A 23,261-nucleotide genomic window follows, 5' to 3' on the forward strand; every position below is an offset into this window, starting at 1 on the left:
AACCGGATATCGGTCCGGAACCAGGGAGGCGCAGTGCCCGGAGAGAACCTGACCCGTGACGAGGCCCGCGAACGGGCCGGGCTGCTGACCGTCCACGGGTACGAGGTGGCACTCGACCTGCGCTCCGCGGTGGGCCCCGCGCCGGAGTCGGGACCGCGCACGTTCCGCTCGACCACCACCATCCGCTTCTCCTGCGCGCGGGAGGGCGCGGCCTCGTTCGCCGACCTGCTCGCGCCGCACGTGCACTCGGTGACGCTGAACGGCCGGCCGCTGAACGTGGACCAGGTCTTCGACGGCTCCCGCATCGCCCTGGCCGGCCTCGCCCGGGAGAACGAGCTGGTGGTGGACGCCGCCTGCGCCTACAGCCGCACCGGCGAGGGGATGCACCACTTCGTGGACCCCGAGGACGGCGAGACGTACCTGTACACGCAGTACGAGCCCGCCGACGCCCGCCGCGTGTTCGCGAACTTCGAACAGCCGGACCTCAAGGCGCCGTTCGACTTCCGTGTGACCGCGCCCGCCGACTGGGTCGTGCTCGGCAACGGCGCGGAGACCGGCAGGACCGATGTGGCGGGCTCCGGGCCGGCCGCCGCCACCTGGACGTTCGCCACCACGCGGCCGATCTCCACGTACATCACGGCCGTCGTCGCCGGCCCGTACCACTACGTGACCGACCACTACCGGCGCGAACTGCCCGACGGCTCGGTCCTCGACATCCCGCTCGGGGCGCTGTGCCGCAAGGGCCTGGCCCGGCACTTCGACCACGAGGAGATCTTCACCCTCACCAAGCAGGGCCTCGACTTCTTCCACGAGCACTTCGACTACCCGTACCCGTTCGGGACCTACGACCAGGCGTTCGTGCCCGAGTACAACATCGGCGCGATGGAGAACCCGGGCCTGGTGACGTTCCGCGAGGAGTACGTCTTCCGCGGCCGGACCACGCGCGCGGCCCACCAGGGCCGGGCCAACACGCTGCTGCACGAGATGGCGCACATGTGGTTCGGCGACCTGGTCACGATGGAGTGGTGGGACGACCTGTGGCTCAAGGAGTCGTTCGCCGACTTCATGGGGGCGTTCTCGCTCGTGGAGGCGACCCGTTTCGACGAGGGCTGGATCGCGTTCGCCAACCGCCGCAAGGCGTGGGCCTACCGCGCCGACCAGCTGCCCTCGACCCACCCGGTCACGGCCGACATCCGCGACCTCCAGGACGCCAAGCTCAACTTCGACGGCATCACGTACGCCAAGGGCGCCTCCGTCCTCAAGCAGCTGGTCGCCTACGCGGGCCGGGAGGCGTTCCTCGAAGGCGCCCGCCGCTACTTCAGGCGCCACGCCTACGGCAACACCCGGCTGACCGGCCTCCTCGACGTGCTCTCGGAGACCTCGGGCCGCGACATGCCGGCCTGGTCGCGGGCCTGGCTGGAGACCACGGGCGTCAACGTGCTCACGCCGCGGGTCACGTACGACGCCGAGGGGCGGATCACCGGTCTCTCCGTGCTCCAGGAGGCGTCCCCCGAGCACCCCACGCTGCGCCCGCACCGGGTCGCCGTCGGCCTGTACGGGCCGACCGGGCCCGGCGGGCCGATCGAACGCTACGCGCGCGCCGAGGTCGACGTCTCGGGGCCGAGCACGCCGGTGCCCGAGCTGACCGGGCAGCCGGCACCCGCGTTCGTCCTGGTCAACGACGACGACCTGACGTACTGCAAGACGCGTTTCGACGAACGGTCGCTCGACGGCCTGCGTTCGGGCCTCGGGGCGATCACCGATCCGCTGGCCCGCGCCCTGTGCTGGTCCGCGCTGTGGAACCTGACCCGCGACGCCCTGCTGCCGGCGCACGAATTCCTGAGCCTGGTGCGGGAGTTCGCGGGGCAGGAGTCGCAGGTCGGGGTATTGCAGATGGTGCACGCGTGGGCGCGCACGGCGCAGCTGCGGTACACGGCGCCGGAAGGGCGCGAGGCGGCGCGCGCCGCGCTCGCGGACACGGCGGTCGGGGAGCTGCGGCGGGCGACGCCGGGCAGTGACCACCAGGTGGCGTGGGCGCGGTTCCTCGCGGCGTGCGCCGGCTCGGACGCGGACGCGCAGCTGCTGACCGGGCTGCTCGCGGGCACCGCGCGCATCGACGGCCTCGATGTCGACCAGGAGCTGCGCTGGGCGTTCCTCGAACCGCTCGCCGCGAGCGGGCACGCGGGCGCGGCCGAGATCGACGCCGAACTCGCGCGCGACGACACCGCGTCGGGCCGCAGGCACCAGGTGCGCTGCCTCGCGGCGCGGCCCTCGGCCGAGGTGAAGGCCGCCGCCTGGCGGGACGTGGCCGAGTCCGACCGGCTGTCGAACGCGCTCACCGAGGCGACCATCGCGGGCTTCGCCCGCCCGGGTCGGTCCGACCTGCTCGACCCGTACGTGCCGCGCTACTTCGCCATGCTGCGGGACGTGTGGCGCGAGCGGACGATCGAGACCGCGATGGCCCTGATCCACGGCCTGTTCCCGGCGCACGGCGACCGGTCGGTCCTCGCGGCCACGGACGCGTGGCTGGCCGAGCACGCGGACGCGGCACCGGCCCTGCGCCGCCTGGTCCTTGAGGAGCGCGACGACCTGGCGCGCGCCCTGCGCGCCCAGGCGGCGGACGCGCCGCGCGGGTAGCGAGGGGGGCGTCCGGGCCCGCGCGTCCGCGGGGCGAGGTCAGGCGGACGCGCGCCGGGTCACGCGACCGGCTCCCGCGGGGGCGCGGCGGGACCTGACGGCCGGTACCGCAGGAGGACGTTGCCCGACCTGAACACGGTCACCGCCCCGGCCGTCAGGTCGACGCGCTCCCTCAGGCCGGCGAACAGGCTCCGCCCGCCTCCCAGCAGCACCGGGTGCAGCAGGATCCGCAGTTCGTCCACCAGGCCCTGCTCCAGCAGGGTCGCGGTGAGGCCGGAACTGCCGAAGACCGCGACATCGCCGGCGGACTCCCGCCGGAGCCGTTCGACCTCGCCGGGCAGATCGCCGCCGTCGGTGACGCGGGTGCCCTCCCAGGGGGTGACCTGGCCGCCGCCGGTCACCACCGTCTTGGGCACGGCGTTCATGAAGGCCGTGACCTCGGGCAGCCGTTCCGCGGTGGCGGGCGCCGTCCAGACCTCGGCGAAGTGCTCGTGGGTGCGCCGACCGAGCAGCAGGGCGCCCACCTCCCGGGTCTGCCGCAGGTTCCAGTCGAAGAACTCCTCGTCGTGCAGCCCCCAGTCCACTTCCCCGCCCGGCCCCTCGTGGTAGCCGTCCAGGGAGCAGAACAGGAAGGCGAACACGTGCTGCCGCCGCTCGTCGGCCGCCGGACCGTCGTTCATCTCGATCACTCTTTCCTGTTGGTCGTTCCACAGGGGTGACCCTCGTCGGGTGCCGAACTCATCGCGCGTGCCGGGACAGCGCGGTGACCGGCCGTCCGCCGGGGGCGCGCCCACGCGCTCCGCACGGCTGCCCGAGGGGCGAACTACTGTGCATCTATTGGGGAGTTGTCCCCATTTGCCGACGGCTCTGTAACAGAGGTGGGGAGCGGGCATGGCGGGGGAATCGCCGCAGCATGACCGACAACACGCCCCTCAGCCCGCAGCCCCTGCACCGGCTCGCCGACACGTCGCTCCCGGTGCTGACGACGGCGGAGCTGCGCCGGCACGGGGTGCAGCCCGCGGTGGCCCACCGGCGCTGCCGGCCGGGCGGCCCGTGGCAGATGCCGCTGCCCGGCGTCTTCGTGCTGCACCACGGCCCCCTCACCGGTGCCGAGACGCTGCACGCGGTGCTGCGCTACACCGGCGGGCCGTTCGGCGAGGCGGTGATCACCGGGCTCGCGGCCCTCGAACGGCACGGTTTCACCGCCGTGCCGCCGGCCAACGCCCTGGACCGCGTCGATGTGCTGGTGCCCCAGGTGCGGCGGCTGCGTTCCGTGGGCATCGCCCGCATCGTGCGCACCCGCCACATGCCGGAGCCGGTGCGGCGCGGCGGCTTCCCCCTCGCGCCGGTGGCACGGGCGCTGGCCGACGCGGTGGGCCGGCTGTCCGGCGATGTGCCGGTGCGGCGGCTGCTGACCGAGGCCGTGCGGGGCGGGTACTGCGAGCCGCAGGAGGTGCTCCGGGAGCTGTCCCGGATCAGGCCGGCCGGGCAGCCGCAGGTGGTCGCGGCGGTCGAGACGCTGCTGTCGGAGAGCCGCGCGCTGGCCGAGGAGTCGCTGCTCGCGGCGGTGCGGCACGGCGGCCTTCCCGCGCCCTGCTGGAACGTCGGACTGTGGCTGCCCGACGGCCCCTTCCTGTGCGCGGTGGACGCCTACTGGCCCGAACGCGCGGTCGCCGTGCGGATCGAGGGCGGGCCGCCGCGGCAGCGCGGGCAGGCCGTGGCGGAGCCGGGCACCGCCCTGCGCAGGCGGCAGACGCTCGCGGGGCTCGGCATCACCCTGGTCCGCCCGACACCGCGTGAGCTGCGCTGTTCGCCGGGCGCGCAGGCCGACGCGATCCGGGCCGCGCTGCGCGCCGCCGCGGACCGGCCGCCCGCGACGTATGTCGTGGTCCTGCCACGCTGAGGCCATCGGAGGGGCGCGGGCCCAAACCTTCGTGACGGGAATCCGACAACTTTTCGGCATCCCCCCTCAGAGTGTGATCATCTCCGTAAGATGACCGGTCATCCTTCCGGTTTCCCACAAGGATGTCCATGTCACTGAGATCCGGTTCCCTCCCCCTGCCTCCCGGTCGACGGCGCGTGCGCAACAGCGTGCTCGCCGCCGGTCTCGTCGCAGCCCTCTCCCTGGCCGGGGCCACGCCCGCCCTGGCCGACGACCAGGCCCCGCAGCCGCCGGCCGACAAGCCGATCGGCGAGAAGTTCAGCACGCGGGACGCCGCGCTGCTCGCCGAGGCCAAGGCCGCGGACGAGCCGTTCGTCACCCTGCTGCTCGCCACCGAGCCGGGTGAGACCGACGCGGTCGCCGAACGCCTCGACTCCGTCCCCGGGGCATCCGTCGGCTTCACCGAGGACAGCATCGGCTACGTGCGCGCGACCGTGCCCACCGGCCGCGCCGACGCGGCCATCGACGAGGCCACCGGCCTCGACGCGGTGCGCGCCGTCGACCTGAACGACGTCATCCAGGTGCCCGACCCGCTGCCCGCGGCCGGCGCGTCCGCCCAGACGGCTTCGGCCGAGCGCCGCTACCCCGCGCCCGACGAGGACACCCGCGCCGAGAACCCGTACCAGCCCTCCCACGAGACCGGCGCCGTCGACTTCGTCGACGACCACCGCAGGTACGACGGGCGCGGCGTCACCATCGGTGTGCTCGACACCGGCGTCGACCTCGCCCACCCCGCGCTCCAGGAGACCACCACGGGCGAGCGCAAGATCGTGGACTCGGTCACCGCCACCGACCCGATCATCGACGGCGACGCCAGCTGGCGCCCGATGCTCACCGAGGTCAGCGGCCCCTCGTTCACGTACCAGGACCGCGAGTGGACCGCGCCCGAGGGCGACTACCTGATCAACGTGTTCTCCGAGCGCATCGCCATCGGCGAGATCGGCGGGGACGTGAACCGGGACGGCGACACCACCGACTCCTGGGCCCTGCTGTACGACGCCGAGGCCGGCACCGTCCGGGTGGACACGAACAACAACGGCGACTTCACCGACGACGCCGCGATGACGCCCTACCGCGAGAGCCACGACATCGGCGCGTTCGGCACCGACGACCCGGAGACGGAGATCGCCGAGGCGATACCGTTCGTCGTCGAGATCCGCGAGGACGTCCCGATGGACCCCTACGGCGGCGATTGGGTCGGCCAGACCAGGGACTTCGTCAACATCGGCATCGTCTCGGGACGGCACGGCACGCACGTCGCGGGCATCACCGCGGCGAACGGGCTGTTCGGCGGCAGGATGGACGGCGCCGCGCCCGGCGCGCAGGTCGTGTCCTCGCGCGCGTGCGTGTTCGGCGGCGGCTGCACCTACACCGCCCTGTTCGAGGGCATGATCGACCTCGTCGTCAACCGCGACGTCGACCTCGTCAACGTGTCCATCGGCGGGCTGCCCGCGCTGAACGACGGCAACAACGCGCGCGCCCACCTGTACACCGAGCTGATCGACACCTACGACGTCCAGCTGTTCATCTCCGCGGGCAACGACGGCCCGGGCACGAACACCGTCGGCGACCCCTCCGTCGCCGAGAAGGTCGTCAGCGTCGGCGCCTCGATCTCCCGCGAGACGTGGGCCGCGAACTACGGCTCCGGCGTGCGCACCCGCTACGCGATGCTGCCGTTCTCCTCGGCGGGGCCGCGCGACGACGGCGGCTTCAAGCCGACCGTCACCGGCCCGGGCGCCTCCATCAACACCATCCCGACCTGGCAGCCGGGCAACCCGGTGGCCGAGGCCGGCTACGCCCTGCCGCCCGGGTACGGCATGCTCCAGGGCACCTCGATGTCCTCGCCGCAGGTGGCGGGCGCCGCCGCCCTGCTGCTCTCCGCGGCCGGCCAGCGCGGCATCGACCTGTCGGCCGCCGACCTGCGCACCGCGCTGACCAGCTCGGCCGACCCGATCAGCGGCGTTCAGGCGCACGAGCAGGGCGCTGGACTCGTCGACGTGGAGGGCGCCTGGCGCCTGATCACGCGCGGCGCGACCGCGCACGAGTACGCCGTGCGGGCGCCCGTCGACCACGACATGGCCGAGTACCTGGCCGAGCCCGGCTTCGGCACCGGCGTCTACGACCGCGAATCGGCCCCGGCCGTCGGCGAGTCGGAGTCCTACGAGGTGACGATCACCCGCACCACGGGCCCCGAGCGCCCCGTGCGGCACTCGTTGCGGCTGGTCAACAACCACGAGCGCACGTTCCGCATCGACGGCCGCTCCACGGTGACGCTGCCGCTGAACGAGCCCGTGACCGTCACCCTCCAGGCCCGCCCGCGCTCGCTGGGCGCGCACAGCGCGGTCCTCGAAGTCGACGACCGCCGCACGCACGGCGTCGACCACCAGATCCTGGCCACCGTCATCGTGCCGCAGGAGCTCTCGGCGCCCGACTTCTCGGTCACCGCGTCAGGCACCGCGCAGCGCAACGACTCGACGTCCTACTTCGTCACCGTCCCCGAGGGCACCAGGACGCTCGAAGTCGCGATGAACGGCCTCGCCGAGGGCAGCCAGACGCGGTGGATCGCCATCACCCCGTGGGGCACGCCGGCCGACGAGTCGAGCACCACCATGTGCTACCCGAACTTCGACAACCCGGCCAACGAGTGCCGCCCCGACCTGCGGTCCTACGCCGACCCGACGCCGGGCGTGTGGGAGATCGAGGTCGAGTCCCGGCGCACCTCGCCGCTGCTGAACAACCCGTACGAGATCACCGCGACGGCGCTCGGCACCACGTTCAACCCGCAGACCCTCGAACTCGGACACGTCGACGCGGGCGTCCCCGCCAACGTCGCCTGGGGCGTCACCAACGACTTCGCGCCGCTCACGGGCACCGCGGAGTCGGGCGAGCTGGGCTCGGCGCTCGACGCGACCCCGGAGATCGGGCACGGCGAGTACCTGACGAACGAGGTCGTGCTCGGCGACGGCGTCTCCTCGTTCACCGCGACGATCGGCTCGCCCGCCGACCCGGGGGCCGACCTGGACCTGTTCGTGTACCGGGACGGCGAGCTGGTGGACAGCTCGACCAGCTCGGGCTCCGAGGAGACGATCCGGCTCGACGCGCCGGAGCCCGGCACGTACACCGTGGAGGTGCACGGCTACTCGGTGCCGCAGGGCACCACGACCTACGCGTACCGGGACGCCTACCTCAGCGAGGGGCTCGGCGTGATCACGGTCGACGAGGACCGCGTGATCGAGCTGGACACCGGCGAGACCACGTCGGTCCCCGCACAGATCACCGCGACCGCCGCGGCGGCCGAGGCCGGGCACGGGCGCGAGGTGTTCGGCGAGGTCCGGCTGCTGAACGAGGCCGGCACGCTCACCGGCAGCGGCCAGCTGGTCATCCACCACGTCACTCCGTAACCGGAGCGCGCCAGGGGCGGGCGGGCGGCCGGCGGGCCGCTCGCCCGCCCCTTCGCGTTCCGGCGTGGAAGACTGGCGCAGGCGACACGCAGAAGAAGGAGACCATCAGTGCCTGGCACGAATCTGACCCGGCAGGAGGCCCAGGAGCGGGCACGGCTGCTCGGTGTGGACAGCTACGACATCGCGCTCGACCTCTCAGGCGCCCGCGAAGGCGGCACCTTCAGGTCCGAGACCACCGTGCGCTTCACGGCGCGGGCCGCGGAGCCGGTCTTCGTCGACCTGATCGCGCCCCGGGTCCGCGAGGTGGTGCTCAACGGCGCGGCCCTCGACCCGGCCGAGGTGTTCGCCGACTCCAGGATCGCGCTGGCGGACGTGGCCGAGGGGGCCAACGAGCTGCGCGTGGTCGCCGACTGCGCGTACACCAACACCGGCGAGGGCCTGCACCGCTTCGTCGACCCCGTGGACGAACAGGTCTACCTCTACACGCAGTTCGAGGTCCCCGACGCCCGCCGGGTGTTCGCCTGCTTCGAGCAGCCGGACCTGAAGGCCACGTTCCGCTTCACCGTCACGGCCCCCGAGGGCTGGACCGTGGTCTCCAACTCCCCCACCCCGGAACCCGAGAACGGCGTCTGGCGCTTCGAGCCCACGCCGCGCATCTCCACCTACATCACCGCGCTGATCGCCGGGCCCTACCACTCGGTGCACAGCAGCTGGGAGGGCGCGGACCGGTCCGTTCCGCTCGGCCTCTACTGCCGCCCCTCGCTCGCCGAACACCTCGACGCCGACGCCCTGTTCGAGGTCACCAGGCAGGGCTTCGACTGGTTCCAGGAGAAGTTCGACCACCCGTACCCGTTCGCCAAGTACGACCAGCTGTTCGTGCCCGAGTTCAACGCGGGCGCCATGGAGAACGCAGGTGCCGTCACCATCCGCGACCAGTACGTCTTCCGGTCCAAGGTGACCGACGCGGCGTACGAGGTGCGGGCCGAGACCGTGCTGCACGAGCTGGCGCACATGTGGTTCGGCGACCTGGTCACCATGGAGTGGTGGAACGACCTGTGGCTCAACGAGTCGTTCGCCACCTACACCTCCATCGCCTGCCAGGCGCACGCCCCCGGCAGCCGCTGGCCGCACGCGTGGACCTCGTTCGCCAACCAGATGAAGACGTGGGCCTACCGGCAGGACCAACTGCCGTCCACGCACCCCATCATGGCCGAGATCCGCGACCTCGACGACGTGCTGGTCAACTTCGACGGCATCACTTACGCCAAGGGCGCGAGCGTGCTCAAGCAGCTCGTCGCCTACGTCGGGCAGGACGCGTTCTTCCGGGGCGTGCAGGCGTACTTCAAGCGCCACGCGTGGGGCAACACCCGCCTCACCGACCTGCTCACCGCTCTTGAGGAGACCAGCGGCAGGGACCTCAAGTCCTGGTCGCGCGCGTGGCTTGAGACCGCGGGCATCAACGTGCTGCGGCCCGAGCTGGCGGTCGACGCGGACGGCACCATCACCGCGTTCGCCGTCCGCCAGGAGGCGCCCGCGCTGCCCGCCGGGGCCTCGGGCGAGCCCGTGCTGCGCCCGCACCGCATCGCCATCGGGCTGTACGCGCTGCGCGAGGGCCGGCTGGAGCGCACCGACCGGATCGAGCTCGACGTCGACGGCGAGCTGACCGAGGTCCCCGAACTCGTCGGCCGGGCGCGGCCCGACGTGCTGCTGCTCAACGACGACGACCTGTCGTACGCCAAGGTGCGGCTCGACCCCGACTCGATGGCCGCGGTCACCGCCCACCTGGGCGACTTCACCGAGTCGCTGCCGCGCGCGCTGTGCTGGGCCTCGGCGTGGGACATGACGCGCGACGGCGAGATGGCCGCCCGCGACTACCTCGCGCTGGTCCTGTCCGGCATCGGCAAGGAGACGGACATCGGCGTGGTGCAGACGCTGCACCGACAGGTGAAGCTCGCGCTCGACCTGTACGCGGCGCCCGAGTGGCGCGAGACGGGCCTGGCGACCTGGTCGGACGCGACGCTCGAACGGCTGCGCGAGGCCGCGCCCGGCAGCGACCACCAGCTGGCGTGGGCGCGGGCGTTCATCGCCACCGCGCGCACCGGGGAGCAGCTCGACCTGCTGGCCGCGCTGCTCGACGGCTCGGAGAGCATCGGGGGGCTCGCCGTGGACACCGACCTGCGCTGGGCGCTGGTGCAGCGGCTCGCGGCCACGGGCCGGGCCGACACGGCCCTGATCGACGCCGAGCTGGCGCGCGACGCCACGTCGGCGGGCGAGCGGCACGCGGCGGCGGCCAGGGCGGCGCGCCCGCTGCCGGAGGCGAAGGCCGAGGCGTGGGCGTCGGTGGTGGAGAGCGACACGCTGCCCAACGCCCTTCAGGAGGCCGTGATCTCCGGCTTCGTGCAGACGGACCAGCGCGAGCTGCTTGCGCCGTACACGGAGAAGTACTTCGCCGTTCTGAAGGACGTGTGGGCGGGCCGCAGCCACGAGATGGCGCAGCAGATCGCGGTCGGCCTCTACCCGGCGATCCAGGTCTCCCGGCAGACGCTTGAGGTCACCGACGCCTGGCTGGCGACCGCCGAGCCCTCGGCGGCCCTGCGCCGCCTGGTCACCGAGTCCCGCGCGGGCATCGAACGCGCGCTGACCGCCCAGGCCGCCGACGCGGCGACCGACTGACCGCCCGCCCCCGGCGGCGCCCCGGTCCCGTTCCCGGCAGGGGAACGGGACCGGGGCGCGTCGCGCGGCACGGCGGGCGTAATGACGAACGGCGTCTCCTCTTCGGCCTCGTGGAGACTCGTGGAGAATGGCCTGTCGCGCCGGGCGAGCGCTGCCCCAGGTTCTCCCTTATTCACTCGGCGTGCTGTTCCCACCAGTCCTGGAAGGGAACGGCGTGCCCGAGTGCCGCGTCTCGGTACCCGACGAACTCTTGCGCCCGTGCACCGGTGAGCACTGCGTAGCCGGTCATCGTTCCGTCTCGGTACTCCATGGGCACCGAGAACGCTTCGTCGAACATCCAGAAGTCCCCGATCCCCGCGACCGGATTGGGGCTGTCCGTGACATCCAGGATGAAGAATTCCTCCCCAGCGGTCGCGTTGGTTCTGTAGCCCCATCCGAGTCCGAACCGCAGATAGGGCGTGAGCGGACGGGACAGAACATGAACCCGGTAGATCCGCTTGCCCTCGCCGACATGGCCGCTGACTTCGGAGAGCCAGTCGGAGTTGTAGCTGTCGGGCTTCTTCTCACCTGCCAGGAAAGCCCGGTAGGCGTCCGTGCTCCCCGAGCCGCTGTAGTCGTCGAGCGTCTCCAACCGGAACGCTTCCCGGCGGAAGGTGTCGAACAGCTCACCGAGCGCCGGTTGTTTTCCGGTGTCGGATGCAGTCATGGGAAATCGCCTTCTTGATCAACGAGGGCGGGATCTCGACGACACCTTCATACGCGGGCGACTGCGGCTGACTGACCGCTCACCCCCCGACCCCCGTTCCCCGCCTCCAGTCACGGGGACGGGGAACAGGACCGGGGGCCTCGTACAGCAGGACGACACCGCCTCCACCGGCTGGGCCGTCGTGCTGTTCCGGCCTCCTCACGACGGGGTACCGTCCCAAGTGTCATGCTGCGGAGGGAGTTCAGCATGTCACCCGATGGAGGCACCAACGAGGACGTCGAGCGACTGGGGAGCCTGATCCGGCGCCTGCGCGAGGACGCCGGCATGTCCCAGGGCGAACTGGCAGCCGCGGCGGAACGTCACCAGCCGCGATCGCACGGCGGGCTCGACATCGGCCAGATCTCCCGCTGGGAGCGTGAGGTGCGGCTGATCGGCCCGTACTGGCTGCCCGCCATGGCCGAGGCCCTGGGCGTTCCGGAGGAACGGCTGCGCCGGGCCCGGGCCGCGAGCAAGGCGGCTCGGCGGCGGGTGCGTGGCCCGCAACCCACCGGAGTGGACGCGGTACTGCGGGACTTGCTGCCGCCGGACGAGCCACTGGCCGCCGTCGAGACCCGGGCCGGGGCCCGCGTGGGCATGCGGGACGCCGACCGGATACTGCGTCGGGCACACGCTCTGCGGCTGGCCGATGACCTCGTGGCCGGTGGCGACCTGGTCGACGCCGCCATGCGGGAGTTGAACGCCGCGCGCGAGTTGTTCAACGCCGGCTCGCACAGCGAGATCGGTGGTCTTCGCACGCGCGCTCACCTAAGGTCTGTCCCGTAACTGCTGGGCGCGGGTGAGATGATCTTGCCGTGTCTGGTGTGATCACGGCGTCGGAGCCCTCCTGGATAGCCCCGTTCACCGGGCTGAGCCCGCGCCAGTTCGGCAGGCTGATCACCGCGCTCCGGCGGGAAGGTGCGGATCCGGTGCGCAAGGGCCGGCCTTGGAGCCTGCCCCTGGAGGACCGCGTGCTCCTGGTCGCCGCCTACTGGCGGACCAACCTCACCCTGCGCCAACTGGCCCCGCTGTTCGGGGTGTCCAAGTCGGCGGCCGACCGCATCATTGACCACCTCGGACCCGCGCTCGCCCTCCAGCAGCGCAAGCGGTTCCGCAAGGACACCGTGCTGATCGTGGACGGCACTCTCGTTCCCACCCGCGACCACACCGTCGCCGAGCAATCGAAGAACTACCGGTACTCCACCAGCCACCAGGTCGTCATCGACGCCGACACCCGGCTCGTCGTCGCCGTCGGCCGACCGGTCGCAGGCAACCGCAACGACTGCAAGGCGTGGGAGCTGTCCGGCGCGAAGGACGCCGTCGGCAAAGCCACGGTCATCGCGGACGGCGGCTACCGGGGTACCGGCCTGGTCATCCCGCACCGCCGCGAAGCAGGCCAGACCGAGCTCCCGGACTGGAAGGAGGAACACAACGCCTCCCACCGGAAGGTCCGTGCTCGTGTAGAGCACGTCTTCGCGCGGATGAAGGGCTGGAAGATCCTTCGCGACTGCCGACTGAAAGGTGACGGCGTCCACCACGCCATGCTCGGCATCGCCCGCCTGTACAACCTCGTCCTCGCTGGGTGACGCAGAAACCAGCAGACCACCAACACGTCGAAGATCATTTACGGGACAGACCTTAGCAGGCCGCCGACTGGCGCGCTTCCATGTTCGTGGAGTGTCCTTCGCGCGGAGGGGTGGCGCGATCACTATCTCCGGTCCACCCCGATTGGGACCGTACTCTGGCAGTCAGTGCTCAACGCCCCCGAAGGGGAAAAGCCATGATCGATGTGCCAGAGCTGCCCATCGGGCAGCGCATCAAGTACTACCGAATGAAGTCGGGAAAGTCCCAAGCGGCGCTCGGCGGACTTGTAGGCCGTTCCGAGGACTGGGTCAGCAAAGTGGAGCGGGGGCTGATTCCGGTTGATCGGCTGTCTTTGCTGCTGGAGATCGGCCGTGTCCTCGGTGTCTCCGACCTGGCCGATCTGATCGGCCCGGCGGTCAGCCTCAACGTGGCGGGCCGACCGGAACATCCGGCGGTCCCGCGTATCCGCCGTGCGCTGAACACCCCGCCCAGCCAGCTCAGCTCGGGCCTGCCTGGCGAACCGCTGACCGTGGCCGAACTGGCCACGCGGGTGGCTGAGACCTGGCAGATCTACGAGACGCAGACGGAACGGTACGGCCCGGTCGGCGGTCTCCTGCCCGGACTGCTGGCCGAGGCGTACCTGACCGTCCGCACCGCCACGGGCCCGTCCGAGGAGGCAGCGGCTGCCCGCGAACTGGTGTCCCTGCTGCACCTGCACCAGGTGTACCTACGTCGGGTCGGTGAAAGGAGGTTGTCGCTGCTCGCCGCCGACCGGGCGATGCAGATCGCCGACGACACGGAGGACCCAGCGCTGATCGCCGCCGCCGCCTGGAACGTCGCCGGCATCCTCGTATCGAGCGGCGACACGCACGAGTCGTTGGACCTCGCGCGTTCCACGATCGAGCACGTGCGTCCTGGTGATGACGCGACGCCGGACCATCTGTCCGCGTTCGGCGCGCTGCACCTCGTCGGGGTCATCGCAGCCGTGCGGGGCGGCAACGGGCCTGCGGCGTGGGACCTGTTGCGGGAAGCCGACCGGATCGCCGCTCGGCTCGGGACGGACCGGAACGACTTCCACACTGCTTTCGGGCCGACGAACGTGGCGATGCACAGCGTGCACCTGGCGGCCGAGGAGGGCGACGCCGCCGAGGCGCTGCGCCTCGCCGACAATGTCGAGGTACCCGCACCGGGCGGGGTACTTCCGTTGGAGCGGACGACCCGCTACCTCGTGGAAGTGATGCACGCCAACCGGCTGACGGGCGACGACTTCGCCACCATTTACATGCTCAAACAGATTCGCGAAGCGTCACCCGAGGAGATTCAATACTTCCCTCTTGTGCGTGACGCCATTCAGCACCTGCTCAAACGGGACAGGCCCCAGTACCGCGCGGACCTGCGCAATCTCGCCCACCATGTCGGGGTACTCAGCGTCGCCTGACCCGGAAACTGCTGCACCCCGGAAGAATATTCCGGGGTGCACTGTCTTTTCGCCGCAACCATCTGTGACATGACGGCGACTCAGAGACGAGGCACCGGCGGTAGCACCGCCAACCCCGCCCCCGGACTACGCATTCGACAGGCTGGCCCAGTCCGCCGTACTGAGGCGGGCAGGATCGCGGTGCCGCTCGAAGTGGAACACGACAGAACCTTGATCGGTGTCGGCCACCTGGTCCTGACACACAGCGAGGCCACTGCCCTGCTGGCCACCCTCAGCCGCATGCTGGTGCAGCCGTGACAGCCCCCAGGACGGTCCCCGAGTGGATGCCCTCCGGGCTCGCGGCAATCCTGTCTTCCGGTCAGTGGCGGGATGCGGTGCGCACCCCGTCGCTTGTCGAGACGCGTGTCGTCGGTGTGCTGCGTGACCGTTCCGGGCCGGTGGTCGCGGACCGGTTCGCGCGGACGATGACGTGGTTCGTTCCGACGGGGGCGACGGCCGGGTGGGACGCCCGGCTGCTGGGCGTGCAGGTCCTCGGGCGCGGGCTCGCGCTCCTCGTGGCGCCCGCTGACGCGCTCGACCCGCGCCGGTCGGTCGTCTGGTGGGCGATCCCTCCGAACGCCCTGAGTATGACCGGCTCCGGCGTTCCGCTCGACGCGTTGCGGGGGGCCCGATGAGCGCGGCGGCGAGCGGCCGTGCGCGGCACCGGCGCCGTCCGCGCCGCCTTGCCCGGGCCGTGCGGTGGTGCCGTGGGCGTGCCGGTGAGCTGCTGATCGCGGTGAACTGCGTCGTTCTGGCCTTCCTGTGGGTCGCCTACTTCGTTCTCGTCCCGTAGGAGCGTTGCTGTGTCCACATCCGCATGTCTTCATGGCGGTGAGCTGGTGTCGCGGTGGGACGGGAAGCACTGCCCGAGCTGCGACGCCCTGATCTACGCGGCCAAGGTATGCATCGGCCCCCTCCCGGAACCGCCCGCGCCCGAGCCCGGGCCCACCCGGGACGAGGAGGCGAACCAGTGAAGGGGGTGCTCGTCGCCATGGAGATCGACGCCCGCACGGTCGCCGTCGGGGACCAGGTCATGATCGGCGGCCAGAGCTTCGTGGTGCGCGACTTGACCGCGCTGGGCGCGGGGCGCAAACGGCTGGAGTTCCACTCGGGCGAGACGTTCGTCATGAACCGCACCACCATCCTGTGGGCCGCCCGCCGCCACGACCCCCGCATCCCAAGGGGCCGCCCCTGGTGACCACCAGCCGCACCCGCGCTGCGGACCCTCGCCCCTCGATCCATCGCTCGACGATGCCAGGGTCGAGAAGCCTCTTCCAGTGTGGCAGCAGCACCGGCCGAATGGGCGTGAGCTGGCTCAACGGCCTCTCTCCACGCCCACAACCCGCCCGATAGCGCAGCCGATAAGCGCTCGGACCAGTTTTCAGCCGAACTGCCAGTGCGATCCCCCCTGAAGGCGCGTATCCGCCCCCGGGGGCAGTCGCCCTGGGTAGCGTTTCAGTGACGCCAAGCACGACTGCCGTCAGCCTCTCCACCAAAGGAACAGGTAATCGGATGACCGCGATTGACGACTCCACCGTCCGCAGCCCGGACGCACTCCGCGCGGACATGGTCCGCGCGCTCCGCGCGGAGGACGGGGTCAGGACCGAGCCCGTAGCCGCGGCGTTCAGCACCGTACCGCGGCACAGGTTCGCACCGGACGCGTCGCCGGAGGTGGCCTACAGCCTGCACAGCATCGTGCCGGTCAAAAAGGACGAGCACGGATCGGACGTCAGCGTCATGTCCACCGCGCACCTCCAGGCCGTCATGCTGGAACAGGCCGAGATCGAACCCGGGATGCACGTGCTGGAGATCGGTTCCGGTGGGGTCAACGCCGCTTACCTTCAGGAACTGGTCGGTACCGCGGGCGAGGTCACCACCGTCGACATCGACCGTGATGTCCTCGCCCGGGCCCGCCGGTGCCTCGATGACGTCGGGTACACCCAGGTGAAGACCGTCCTTGCTGACGGTGAGCATGGTGTTCTCGAGGGCGCTCCGTATCACCGGATCATCGTGACCGCTGCGGCGTGGGACATCCCGCCGTCGTGGATCAGCGGACTTACGGAGAAGGGCAGGATCGTCGTCCCGCTCACGGTGCACGGCACGACCCGCAGCATCGCGTTCGACCGCGACGGGGATCGCCTCATCAGCCACTCGTACCGCCTGGCGAACTTCGTTCCCATGCAGGGCGAGGGCGCCGCCGACGAGCGCAAGGTGATGCTCCGGGAGGGCGTCGTGTTGCGGACCGACGACGCGCGGGTGCCCTTGGCGCCCCAGGCACTCGACGCGGCCCTGAACGGGTCTCGGCTGGAACGCTGGTCCGGTGCCGCCTACGACCTGCCGGACGAACTGGACCTGTTCCTCACGCTGAACCTGTCCAGCCCGGCCCGGCTGCACGCCGCCCCGGGCATCGTGGACAGCGGGCTGGTGGAAGCCTCCGCCCTCAGGGGCGTACCCGCCCTGGTGGGCCGGGACAGCATCGCCTACCGCACCCGCCGTGAGAACGCCGGGACCGGCGGGTTCGAGAGCGGTGTCATCGCCCACGGTTCGCAGGCCGAAGCGCTGGCCGACCAGTACACGGACCTCCTCCGCCGCTGGGCGCAGAACCACCGCCGACGGGGAGCCGCGACGCTCCGCTACCTGCCGGGGCCCGCCCCGCCCCCCCTGCCCGAGGCCGCCGTGCCGCGTCGACACGGCATCGTCACGGCGACCTGGGCCTGAAAGCTCCGGAGCCGGTGGGTTCCGGAACCGTGCACCACTCCTCGATGCCAACGGAAAGCCTCGCGGCATCCGCTCATTCGGCGGGTGTCCTGATGTCGTCCGGTGAACCGGCGGACTGGGAGCTCGACGTGAGCATCGTCGAGGGCGGCCCCGCCGCGGACCAGCTCATCCGCTTGACGGGCGACGGCTGCAACTCCACGTGCGCCACCGCGTGCGTGAGCTGCCCGTAGCAGTACCGACCGCGTAGTTCGCGGTGTCCGGTCGCAGCCGCGCAATGGACGCGGCCGGACGCCGTACGGCCACAGGAAGGGCATATGTATCGCTACGCCGATGCAGCGCTGATCCGGGGTGCTGCCATCCGCGGCGACCAGCGGATCGGCTGGCCTGACCTCGTGAGCGGCGCCGCGAACGCGATGTCGTGGCGAGTGTGGCCACAGCAGATGTGGGCTGCGTTGTTCTGGCCTTCCTGTGGGTCGCCTACTTCGTTCTCGTCCCGTAGGAGCGTTGTTGTGTCCACATCCGCATGTCTCCATGGCGGTGAGCTGGTGTCGCGGTGGGACGGGAAGCACTGCCCGAGCTGCGACGCCCTGATCTACGCGGCCAAGGTATGCATCGGCCCCCTCCCGGAACCGCCCCCGCCAGAGCCCGGGCCCGGGACCGCCCCGGACGAGGAGGCGAACCGGTGAAGGGGGTGCTCGTCGCCGTGGAGATCGACGCCCGCACGGTCGCCGTCGGGGACCAGGGACCACCAGCCGCGCCCGCGCCAGGCGCGCCCCGAGCCCCCGGGGGCAGCCGCGCCCCGCCAGGACTCCCCCGCGCCCGCACGACGTCGGCGGGGTTGGCCCAGCGGGCGTGGAGGACAGTTCACGCCACCGCCGACGGCCGTTCGCTCCCGGGGCTTGCTCGGAGGTGGCCGCGCCGTGGGGAATCCTGCGGATCTGCTGCCGTGTTGGGCCGACAGCCATACCGGCGAACCCGTCTCGTTCAGGAGGTCACTTCATGCCGGAGTCAAAGATCGATGCCATCGTCTTCGACGTGCTCGGCACGCTCGTCGACGAGCCCGCCGGTATCCGCGCCGGCATTCGCGGACTCGACCCATCGCTCGACGAGTCCAGGGTCGAGCAGCTTCTGTCGCAGTGGCAGCAGCACATCGAGCGTGAGCAACGTCGGGTCCTCGATGGCGCCCGGCCCTACCTCGCCAGCGACGTCCTCGATCTGGAGGCCGCCCGGCTCGTCGCCGGTGCCGTCGGAGTCGACGACCCGGCCGCCGTGGCGGCGCTCGCCCTCTCGGGTCGCAGGGTCCCGCCCTGGCCGGACACCGTGGCCGGGCTCGCCCGACTCGCCGAACGGTTTCCGCTGATCGGACTCTCCAACGCGAGCCGGACGGCGCTGCTGGGTCTCAACGCCCACGCAGGACTGCGCTGGCACCAGGCCCTGTCCGCCGAAGACGCCCGGACGTACAAGCCGGACCCGGCGGTCTACCAGCTGGCCGTCACCGTCTCAGGAGGACCGCCCGAGCGGCTCCTCATGGTCGCCGCCCACGCCTGGGACCTGCGCGGAGCACAGGAACTCGGCCTGCGCACCGCCTACGTCGCCCGCCCCGTCGGCGACCCGCCCGCCTCCTCGGACAGGTTCGACCTGCACGCCGACGGCCTGGCCGATCTGGCCGACCGACTCGACCGTTTCTAGCGCTGGAGCCGGTGGCCCCACGGTGAGCGCACGCAGGCCCAGCCAGATCCGCGTGGTGCGGCCGGAGGCGCGGACGCCGCCGTTCCGTTCGGCGGCCCGTCGCGGCGTGGTCGTCAGCCGTGGGGTGGCTGGGGGATGCGTCACGGGGGCGCGGTTCCTCCGGGGCGGCCGGGGTGTCAGTGGCCCGTGCAAGCATGAGCGCATGCGTTCTTCACCCCAGTTCGTCACCGTCGGTCCCGGACACCGGCTGGCGGTCCGGCGTCCGCGCCGCGACGGGGTGCCGCTGCTGCTCCTGCACGGCTTCCCCTGCACCAGCCTGATCTGGTCGCACACCATCGAGCCGCTGGCCGCGGCCGGTTTCGACGTGGTCGCCCCCGACTTGCGCGGCTACGGCGACTCGGACTTCGCCCCGGACGGGTTCTACGACTTCGCGGCGTTCAACGCCGACCTGATGGGCTTGTTCGACGCCCTCGGCTGGGAGCGCGCCGTGGTGGCGGGCCACGACCTCGGCGCGATGGTGGCGATCGACATGGCCAACCGCTACGCGGAGCGCGTCGACCGTCTCGTGGTGCTCGACGACTCGATGCCCGACCTGCCGGAGGCGTTCGCCGCGGCGGGCATCCCCGCCGGGACCCGGAAGCCGCACGTCTACGACTACCAGCGGCGGCAGGGCCTGCACGCCGACGAGCTCGTCGCCGAACTCGACACCCCGGATCGGCGGCGCCGCTACATAGCCGAGTTCTTCGGGCACCGGATGTGGTGCCCGCCGAACGCGTTCAGCGAGGCCGACCTCGCGCTGCTGACCGAGCCGTACGCCGACGCCGAGCGGCTGCGGGCCTCCTTCGCCGACTACGAGGTGGTCATGGGCGCCCGGGAGATGTCAGGTCCTGAGCTCATCGACCGGCCGGTCGAGCAGCCGGTGCTGGTGCTCATCGGCCCCGACCAGGTCACGCTGGGCGAGCACATAGCCGAGCGGTGCGCGATCGCCTTCCCGCAGGTCGTGGGCCCGTTCTGGGTGCCAGGAGCGGGCCACTTCATGCCGTGGGAGAAGCCCACGGTCGTGCACCGGGCGATCCGGTCGTTCTGCGGGGACCTGCTGGTCCGCTCCTGACGCCGGGGCGCAACGCCCCACCCGCCGCTCGGCCAGGGGGCTACGGGGCGGCGATGAGGTAGCGGACGTCGGTGTCGATCTCCGTCTGTCGGCCGCCGCTCCCGACGAGCAGCGTCCCGTCACCGCGGATCGTCGCCGTGCCGGCGCTCAGTTGCCGCTGCTCGGTGGCCCGGCCCACGTCGGCGTCGACCCAGCGCCCCTCGTGCAGCCGCCGCTGGTACTGCTCGGGCGCGGTGCTCTCCTGCGACCACGTGTCCCCCTCGTCGATCTCGTAGCTCACGTGCAGGCTGCCGTCCGGGTCCCACCACATGCTGTCGATGTACGCGTCGACGCCCTCGCACTCGGTGCCGGGCGCCGCGAGCACCGGCGCCGTCTCGCCCCGGCCCGACGCGACGTCGACGACGGTCACCGTGGTGCACGCGTACTCCTGGCTGCCCGTCAGCGCCACGCGGGTGCCGTCCGGGCTGAAGGCCGCCTCCTCGATGGCGTCCGGCCGTCGCGGGTCGAGCCGGCGCGGCTCGTCGTCCGGGGTCACCAGGAACGCGGGCATCAGGTCGTCGCCCGGCAGCGAGCCGTGCGGGTAGGCGGCCAGGGCCGCGCCCTCGGTGCCCGCGATGAGGTTCGGGACGACCCGTTCGTCCAGGAAGCCGTCCTGTTCCGGCAGCGTGACGTCCGTGGGCCGGGGTGTCGGCGCGGCGTCGGCGAGGTCGGTGACCACGAGCCGGTTCTCGCCGTCGAGCCACGCGATCCGGCTGCCGCCGATGGGCGCGACGACCTGGCAGTGGCATTCCGTCTGGCGCGCCTCGCAGCCCTCGCACGGCACGGACCTGGTCTCGCCGGTGTCGGCCGAGATCACGACGATCTCGTCGAGGAGGGAGGGCAGGACGAACGCGTGCCGGCCGTCGCTGGTGAACAGCGGGCGGCCGGCGAGGAAGAGGGGATCGCTGCGGCCGATCTCCTCGCCGCCGTCCATGACGATCAGTTGGCTCCGCGTGTCCGTCCAGCTCTGCCCGAACTCGACCTTCACGTACGCGTAGCCGCCCGCCGACGGGGGCGGGGCGGGGGACGGGGACGGGGACCCGCTGCCCGAGGGGGCGTCCCCGTCCCCGGAACACCCGGCCGACGCGGCGGCGAGTGCCGCCACGAGTACGCCGACCACGAACGTTCGCCTGTGCGTCATGACCACCTCCGGAGCAGATGCGCAGTTCTACTCCCGCGGGCCGGGAGGGGTCACGGGCCGCGCGGTCACGGGGCCGGCTTGGTCCACGATGGCGGAGAGCAGATGTTCACCACATCGGAAGGCGCCAGGGATTCGGACGGACCGCTCCTCGCGGCGGAACGTCCGTGCGTTCACGGACACCGACGTGCTGAACCCAACGATCCGAGTGCGGTCAGCTCATGACGGGCTCACCACAGGGGGCGGTCTGCCCGGCTCAGGTCGCGGTACCGATCGAATGCCTCGCGGGCGTCCGGGACCAACTCCTGCTGCCGGACGAGGGACTCAAGCTCCGGCCCTGTGAGCCAGTCGTGCCAGGCGACTTCCTGGACACTCGGCCGGACGGATGCCGTAACGACGACCTCGTGCAGTCCGAGCCAGTAGGGACTGATCGCCCCCGCGCACAAAAATTTGAGCACGAAGCGCGGGGCAGCACGAACGCCCAGTTCCTCGGACAGTTCCCGGGCTGCCGTCTGCTCGTACGATTCGCCGACATCAGCGGCGCCGCCAAGCATCCAGTTGTACTGACCGGGGAAGCGGGATGAATCGTCCGGGCGGCGATGAACCAGGAACCGTCCGTCTTCGTCGCGGCACACGATCGTGGCGATGCGATGCAACCAGCCCTCACGGATCGCTTCGGCCCGGTCAACGACTCCCAGCACCTGGTCCTGCTCGTCGACGCGCTCAACCAGTTCACCCATGGGCCACACGATGCCAGGGGCTGCTCGCGGCGGCGCCAGTGGGTTCTCACGCCGGCTCGCGCCGCCGACAGGGCCGAGGCAGAGGCGGCTGAGAACCCATCGCGGCCCCCGGGGCAGAGCGCCGCCGCCCCGGGTCAGCCACACGAACAGAGCCGGCGGCAGGAGCCTCCCTGGACTTCTGCTGTTCATTCTCCTGGACCAAGCCACGGGGCCGCCGGGGGCGGCGCGGCGCGGTCAGCCGGTGATGCGGCCGATGCCTCCGTACCACGAGACGTCGGCGTGGGCGGGGCGCTCGGCCTCGGGCACGGTGGCGCGCCAGTCGGAGACGACCTGGATGCCCGGTTCGACGATGTCGAGCCCGTCGAAGAACGCGGTGAACTGCCCCTTGTCGCGCAGCGTCAGCGGCACGCCCTGCGAACGGTAGGCGGTCTGCACGCCGAGCGCGGCCTCGGGCGCGATGTCGGCCGTGGCGTGGGACAGGATGACGTGGCTGCCCGCGGGCACCGCGTCGCACAGCGTGCGGACGATGCCCGCCGGGTCCTCGTCGTCGCCGACGAAGTGCAGCACGGCGACGGCCAGGATGCCGACCGGCTGGTCGAAGTCGATGAGCCGCCGCGTCTCCGGGTGGTCGAGAACGGACCGCGGGTCGCGGATGTCGCCCTGGATCACGGCCGTGTTCGCGTCCCTGGCCAGCAGCGCGCCGCCGTACACGAGGACGATCGGGTCGTTGTCGACGTACACGACGCGCGCGTCCTCGGCCTCGCGCTGCGCCACCTGGTGGACGTTCTCGGCCGTGGGCAGCCCGGAGCCGAGGTCGAGGAACTGCCGTATCCCCGCCTCGCGCACGAGGTGACTGACCGCGCGGCCGAGGAACTTGCGGTTCTCCCTGGCCGCGGTCCGCAGCAGCGGGAACGACACGAGCGCCTTTTCCGCCGCGTCGCCGTCCGCCGCGTAGTGGTCCTTGCCGCCCAGCAGGTAGTCGTACATCCGGGCGGAATGCGGCTGGTCCGTCCGCAGGTCCACCGGCTCCTCTGGACTCACGCCGCTCACCGCACTCATCGGACACCTCTCGTTTCGAACTCGCCAGGGGCCACCGGGCCGGGCCCGGGCCTGACCCGGCTCGTCACGGTCAACCTCGGGCAGGTTAACGCGCGTTGGCCTGTGCGTCAGCACACAGGCGGGCCGCCGCGGGCATTCCTCCCACTTCTCCCGCTTGGGCCGCCCCCGCGTTCCCGCGCCGGCGTGGGCCGTCCGGGTGAGGTCGAACGGCGCGCCCCGCGTCCGCGCGGCGCGGCGGCGCCGCGCGGTTTTCGATGGCGGGGCGGCGGGGTAACCGGCCCCGGGCCCCGGTGCGGGGCCGTGCCGACGGC

At 71.7% G+C, this 23,261-nt stretch carries 19 protein-coding genes; 14 read left to right on the forward strand and 5 right to left on the reverse strand.

The genetic code is table 11. From position 1 onward, the window contains the following. Positions 1-33 precede the first annotated feature (33 nt). Positions 34-2,637, forward strand: a complete 2,604-nt coding sequence (gene pepN, locus LC193_RS09055; RefSeq protein WP_226073163.1) for an aminopeptidase N — start codon at positions 34-36, stop codon at positions 2,635-2,637. 59 nt (positions 2,638-2,696) lie between these two features. Here the strand turns inward: pepN (LC193_RS09055) and LC193_RS09060 are convergent, their stop codons facing one another. Next, positions 2,697-3,317, reverse strand: a complete 621-nt coding sequence (locus tag LC193_RS09060) for a dihydrofolate reductase family protein (protein ID WP_226073164.1) — start codon at positions 3,315-3,317, stop codon at positions 2,697-2,699. 233 nt (positions 3,318-3,550) lie between these two features. Here LC193_RS09060 and LC193_RS09065 point away from each other — a divergent pair, with 233 nt between their 5' ends. From LC193_RS09065 to pepN (LC193_RS09075), 3 genes are all read left to right on the forward strand, one after another. Then, complete coding sequence (locus tag LC193_RS09065) at positions 3,551-4,540, forward strand: hypothetical protein (protein WP_226073165.1); 990 nt, start codon at positions 3,551-3,553, stop codon at positions 4,538-4,540. Between the two features lie 122 nt (positions 4,541-4,662). Continuing rightward, complete coding sequence (locus LC193_RS09070) at positions 4,663-7,980, forward strand: S8 family serine peptidase (protein ID WP_226073166.1); 3,318 nt, start codon at positions 4,663-4,665, stop codon at positions 7,978-7,980. Positions 7,981-8,088: 108 nt separating this feature from the next. Continuing rightward, positions 8,089-10,653 (forward strand): aminopeptidase N, encoded by a 2,565-nt coding sequence (pepN, locus tag LC193_RS09075; RefSeq protein ID WP_226073167.1) that lies wholly within the window; start codon positions 8,089-8,091, stop codon positions 10,651-10,653. A 172-nt stretch (positions 10,654-10,825) separates the two neighbouring features. Here the strand turns inward: pepN (LC193_RS09075) and LC193_RS09080 are convergent, their stop codons facing one another. Further along, complete coding sequence (locus LC193_RS09080; protein WP_226073168.1) at positions 10,826-11,359, reverse strand: DUF6879 family protein; 534 nt, start codon at positions 11,357-11,359, stop codon at positions 10,826-10,828. Between the two features lie 246 nt (positions 11,360-11,605). On the opposite strand from LC193_RS09080, the gene LC193_RS09085 reads away from it, so the two are divergent. The 10 genes from LC193_RS09085 (at position 11,606) to LC193_RS09130 (ending at position 19,974) form a co-directional block, all read left to right on the forward strand. Then, positions 11,606-12,181, forward strand: a complete 576-nt coding sequence (locus LC193_RS09085; RefSeq protein WP_226073169.1) for a helix-turn-helix domain-containing protein — start codon at positions 11,606-11,608, stop codon at positions 12,179-12,181. Between the two features lie 29 nt (positions 12,182-12,210). After that, positions 12,211-12,981: a transposase gene (locus LC193_RS09090; protein ID WP_226073171.1), complete on the forward strand. Its 771-nt coding sequence runs from the start codon at positions 12,211-12,213 to the stop codon at positions 12,979-12,981. A gap of 194 nt (positions 12,982-13,175) precedes the next feature. Beyond that, the gene (locus tag LC193_RS09095) at positions 13,176-14,417 is read left to right on the forward strand and encodes a helix-turn-helix domain-containing protein (RefSeq protein ID WP_226073173.1); all 1,242 of its coding nucleotides are present in this window, start codon (positions 13,176-13,178) and stop codon (positions 14,415-14,417) included. Positions 14,418-14,710: 293 nt separating this feature from the next. After that, positions 14,711-15,091, forward strand: a complete 381-nt coding sequence (locus LC193_RS09100; RefSeq protein ID WP_226073175.1) for a hypothetical protein — start codon at positions 14,711-14,713, stop codon at positions 15,089-15,091. Positions 15,092-15,259: 168 nt separating this feature from the next. Further along, positions 15,260-15,430 carry a hypothetical protein gene (locus LC193_RS09105; RefSeq protein WP_226073177.1) on the forward strand — a complete coding sequence of 57 codons (171 nt, stop codon included), beginning with the start codon at positions 15,260-15,262 and terminating at the stop codon, positions 15,428-15,430. Continuing rightward, on the forward strand, positions 15,427-15,654 hold the full coding sequence (locus tag LC193_RS09110) for a hypothetical protein (protein WP_226073179.1): 228 nt from the start codon (positions 15,427-15,429) through the stop codon (positions 15,652-15,654). The genes LC193_RS09105 and LC193_RS09110 overlap by 4 nt, the downstream gene beginning before the upstream one ends. A gap of 314 nt (positions 15,655-15,968) precedes the next feature. Next, positions 15,969-17,174 carry a methyltransferase, FxLD system gene (fxlM, locus tag LC193_RS09115; protein ID WP_226073181.1) on the forward strand — a complete coding sequence of 402 codons (1,206 nt, stop codon included), beginning with the start codon at positions 15,969-15,971 and terminating at the stop codon, positions 17,172-17,174. A 92-nt stretch (positions 17,175-17,266) separates the two neighbouring features. Continuing rightward, the gene (locus LC193_RS09120; protein WP_226073183.1) at positions 17,267-17,404 is read left to right on the forward strand and encodes an FxLD family lanthipeptide; all 138 of its coding nucleotides are present in this window, start codon (positions 17,267-17,269) and stop codon (positions 17,402-17,404) included. A gap of 769 nt (positions 17,405-18,173) precedes the next feature. Then, the gene (locus LC193_RS09125; RefSeq protein ID WP_226073185.1) at positions 18,174-18,863 is read left to right on the forward strand and encodes a haloacid dehalogenase type II; all 690 of its coding nucleotides are present in this window, start codon (positions 18,174-18,176) and stop codon (positions 18,861-18,863) included. 202 nt (positions 18,864-19,065) lie between these two features. Further along, positions 19,066-19,974, forward strand: a complete 909-nt coding sequence (locus LC193_RS09130; RefSeq protein ID WP_226073187.1) for an alpha/beta fold hydrolase — start codon at positions 19,066-19,068, stop codon at positions 19,972-19,974. Between the two features lie 40 nt (positions 19,975-20,014). On the opposite strand, the gene LC193_RS09135 is transcribed toward LC193_RS09130, so the two are convergent. The 3 genes from LC193_RS09135 to LC193_RS09145 all read right to left on the reverse strand — a co-directional run bounded on the left by LC193_RS09135 (position 20,015) and on the right by LC193_RS09145 (position 22,950). Continuing rightward, positions 20,015-21,154: a hypothetical protein gene (locus LC193_RS09135; RefSeq protein ID WP_226073189.1), complete on the reverse strand. Its 1,140-nt coding sequence runs from the start codon at positions 21,152-21,154 to the stop codon at positions 20,015-20,017. A 227-nt stretch (positions 21,155-21,381) separates the two neighbouring features. Next, positions 21,382-21,891, reverse strand: a complete 510-nt coding sequence (locus tag LC193_RS09140; protein WP_226073191.1) for an NUDIX hydrolase — start codon at positions 21,889-21,891, stop codon at positions 21,382-21,384. A 234-nt stretch (positions 21,892-22,125) separates the two neighbouring features. Then, positions 22,126-22,950 carry an SAM-dependent methyltransferase gene (locus tag LC193_RS09145; RefSeq protein WP_226073193.1) on the reverse strand — a complete coding sequence of 275 codons (825 nt, stop codon included), beginning with the start codon at positions 22,948-22,950 and terminating at the stop codon, positions 22,126-22,128. Between the last annotated feature and the right edge of the window lie 311 nt (positions 22,951-23,261).

The sequence above is a fragment of the Streptomyces marincola genome (assembly GCF_020410765.1).
GTDB classification, from domain to species: Bacteria; Actinomycetota; Actinomycetes; order Streptomycetales; family Streptomycetaceae; genus Streptomyces; species Streptomyces marincola.

Coding starts and splice junctions, on each gene's coding strand:
- LC193_RS09060 (WP_226073164.1), bottom strand. CDS start 3,317: ATGAACGACGGTCCGGCGGCCGACGAGCGGCGGCAGCACGTGTTCGCC.
- LC193_RS09065 (WP_226073165.1), top strand. CDS start 3,551: ATGACCGACAACACGCCCCTCAGCCCGCAGCCCCTGCACCGGCTCGCC.
- LC193_RS09070 (WP_226073166.1), top strand. CDS start 4,663: ATGTCCATGTCACTGAGATCCGGTTCCCTCCCCCTGCCTCCCGGTCGA.
- LC193_RS09080 (WP_226073168.1), bottom strand. CDS start 11,359: ATGACTGCATCCGACACCGGAAAACAACCGGCGCTCGGTGAGCTGTTC.
- LC193_RS09085 (WP_226073169.1), top strand. CDS start 11,606: ATGTCACCCGATGGAGGCACCAACGAGGACGTCGAGCGACTGGGGAGC.
- LC193_RS09095 (WP_226073173.1), top strand. CDS start 13,176: ATGATCGATGTGCCAGAGCTGCCCATCGGGCAGCGCATCAAGTACTAC.
- fxlM (WP_226073181.1), top strand. CDS start 15,969: ATGACCGCGATTGACGACTCCACCGTCCGCAGCCCGGACGCACTCCGC.
- LC193_RS09120 (WP_226073183.1), top strand. CDS start 17,267: ATGTCGTCCGGTGAACCGGCGGACTGGGAGCTCGACGTGAGCATCGTC.
- LC193_RS09125 (WP_226073185.1), top strand. CDS start 18,174: ATGCCGGAGTCAAAGATCGATGCCATCGTCTTCGACGTGCTCGGCACG.
- LC193_RS09130 (WP_226073187.1), top strand. CDS start 19,066: ATGCGTTCTTCACCCCAGTTCGTCACCGTCGGTCCCGGACACCGGCTG.
- LC193_RS09135 (WP_226073189.1), bottom strand. CDS start 21,154: ATGACGCACAGGCGAACGTTCGTGGTCGGCGTACTCGTGGCGGCACTC.
- LC193_RS09140 (WP_226073191.1), bottom strand. CDS start 21,891: ATGGGTGAACTGGTTGAGCGCGTCGACGAGCAGGACCAGGTGCTGGGA.
- LC193_RS09145 (WP_226073193.1), bottom strand. CDS start 22,950: ATGAGTGCGGTGAGCGGCGTGAGTCCAGAGGAGCCGGTGGACCTGCGG.